At 69.7% G+C, this 2,846-nt stretch carries 1 protein-coding gene; it reads right to left on the bottom strand.

What is annotated here, in order from left to right:
- On the bottom strand, positions 1-2,846 hold a 2,846-nt coding region (locus NS331_RS24825), incomplete at both ends, for a bifunctional diguanylate cyclase/phosphodiesterase (RefSeq protein WP_153013057.1).

The following is a 2,846-nucleotide window of genomic DNA, read 5'->3' as shown; positions in this document are numbered from 1 at the left end:
TCGATGCCTTCGGCGATGACCTTGAGCCCCAGGGCATGCGCCATGGTGACGATGGCGCGGCACAGCGCCAGGTCGCTCGAGCCCTCGGTGAGGTTGCGCACGAAGGCGCGGTCGATCTTGAGGTAGTCGATCTCGAACTTCTTGAGGTAGCTGAGCGAGGAATAGCCCGTGCCGAAGTCGTCCAGCGACAGCTTCACGCCGGCGCTGCGGAAGGCCGCCAGCTGGTCGCGCAGGCCGCTGTTGGGGCTGGCGTCCAGCAGGATGCCTTCGGTGATCTCCAGCGCCACGCTGCTGCCCGGCAGGTCCAGCGCACGCAGGGCTTCCAGCCAGCGGCGGATGTGCTCCGGCGGGCCGAGGAACTGCGCCGGCGACTTGTTCAGGCTCATCTGGAAGCGCGGGTCGTGCGTTTGCCGCAGCCGTGCCAGCGCCTGCACCGCCTCATGGAACACCCAGTCGCCCAGCGCATGGATGACGCCGGTCTGCTCCGCCATCGGAATGAACTCCACCGGGCTCACGGTGCCGCGGGTGGGATGCTGCCAGCGCACCAGCGCCTCGGCCTTGTGGACGTCGCCCGTGGCCAGCTCGACGATGGGCTGGTAGACCAGCCGCAACTGCCCCTCGGGCACCGCGCTGCGCAGGTCCCCCGCCAGGCGCATGCGCTGCTGGGCGGCCTGCTGCATGGAGGGCGTGAACTCGTGGTAGCCGTTGCGGCCCAGGGCCTTGGCGGCATACATGGCCTGGTCGGCATCGCGCAGCAGGGTTTCGGCCGTGGCGCCGTCCTGCGGGTAGTAGGTGATGCCGATGCTGCCCGAGATGAAGGCCGTCTCCGTGCCCAGCACGAAGGGCTCGCTCATCCTCTGCAGGATGTCGCGGGCCAGTTCGGCCGGCCGCTCGGTGGCGATGGCCAGCGCGAACTCGTCGCCGCCCAGGCGGGCCACGCTGGCGCCCTCGCCGGTGCACTGGCGCAGGCGCTCGGCCGCCTCCTTCAGCAGGGCGTCGCCCACGCTGTGGCCCAGCGTGTCGTTCACTTCCTTGAAGTCGTCCAGGTCCAGGTACAGCAGCGCCATGGTGCGGCCCTCGGCGTCGGCCTTGCCGATGTCGCGCTCCAGCCGCTCGCGGAAGATGCGTCGGTTGAGCAGGCCGGTCAGCGGGTCGCAGTGCGCCTGCTGCCAAATGATCTGCTCGTACTCCTTCTTGCGCGTCAGGTCGCTGAACAGGCCCACGCGCCGGTGCGGCCGGCCCTCGCGGTCGAAGATGGTGCTGATGCTCAGCCACTCCGCATACACGTCGCCGCTGCTGCGCCGGCACCACACCTCGCCCTGCCAGGCGCCGGTGGCCTGCAGCGTGCGCCACAGCGCCTCGTACTGCGGCGCGTCGTCGCCTGCGGCGCCGTTGCGCAGCAGGAAGTCGGTGGTGCGGCCGATGATGCCGTCGGCCGTGTAGCCGGTCAGTTCGGTGAAGGCGCGGTTGACGGCCAGGATGGTGTTGTCGGCATCCATCACCATCAGTCCCTCGTGGCTGTTCTCGTAGACCAGCAGGGCCAGCTGCTTGGCCTCTTCGGCCTGCTTGTTCGACGTGATGTCCTCGAAGGTGCCGATGACGCGCAGCGGCCGGCCCTGCGCATCGTGACGCACCGCCATGCCGCGGCTGCGCAGCCAGCGCCATTCGCCGTTGCGGTGGCGCACGCGGAATTCCATCGCGTATTCGGGCGTCTGGCCCGCCAGGTAGCGCTCCAGCTCCACCGCCGTCGCGGCACGGTCGTCGGGATGGGCGAGCTTGCGCCAGGCGCCTGGGTCGCGGCCCAATTCGCCCTCGGCGTAGCCGACCATCGCTTCCCAGGGGTCGGAGTAGTACACGCCGCCGCTGGCCACGTCCCAGTCCCACACGCCGTCGCTGGCGCCCTTGAGGGCATGCTTGAGCCGGAACTCGCTCTGCTCCAGCACCGTGCGCGCGCGGGCGCGCTGGCGCAGGCCGTACATCGTCATCTGCCCGATGAGGATGAGCAGGACGGAGAACACGCCGCCCGCCGTCAGGTAGGTGAAGCGCTGGCGGCGGTAGGGCTCGTTCAGCACCTCGACCGAGCGGCCCAGTTCGACGACGAGGCCGTAATCGAGCATGGCCTGCATGTCGACGAGGCGCCGCACGCCGTCGATTTGCGAGACCGACTCGAAGGGCTCGCCGGGCCGGCCGGCCACCACGTCGCGCACGCGCTCGGGAAAGAGCTGCAGGGCCGCGTCCATGCCCTGCGGCGGGGGGGGCGAGCGCGTGATCAGGTTGCCGTTGGGCCGCACCACCGCCACCGCGCTGTTGCTGCCCAGTTCAATGGCGCGGGAGAAGCGGGTGAAGTAATCCGAGGGCACCGACAGCACCATCACGCCGGCGAAACGTCCGGACGCATCGGTCAGTCGCCGGGTGAGTTGGATCGTCCAACGCCTGGTCAGGCGCCCCAGCACCGGCCGGCTGATGAAAAGCACGTCCGTCGCGCCGGGCTCGCGGTGCACCTTGAAATGCTGACGGTCGCTCAGGTCGATGGGCGCGGCCTCGGGGTCCGAACTGGAGAAGGCGAGCAGGCCGTCGGCATCGATGACCGCCACCTGGAAGACCACGCTGCGGGCCAGATGCTGCTGCTGGCGCTGCACGTACTCGGCGAACCTCCGCTGCCCCACGTCCCCCCAGCGGTCGCGCAGGTTGACCATGGTGAAGTCGATGGCATAGAGCGAGGAACGCAGCTCCTCCGTGTAGAGCCGCAGCAGGCTGGACGTTTCCTGCGCGTTCTCGCGTGCCAGGCGCTGCCGGCTGGACCTCAGCTCCAGCGCGATGCCGACCCACAGGCCGAGCAGCAGCAG

This window comes from Pseudacidovorax intermedius (assembly GCF_001476815.1).
Lineage (GTDB): Bacteria > Pseudomonadota > Gammaproteobacteria > Burkholderiales > Burkholderiaceae_C > Xenophilus > Xenophilus intermedius_A.
Note: the sequence above shows the minus strand (reverse complement) of the source record. Positions and strands in the feature narration are given on the sequence as shown.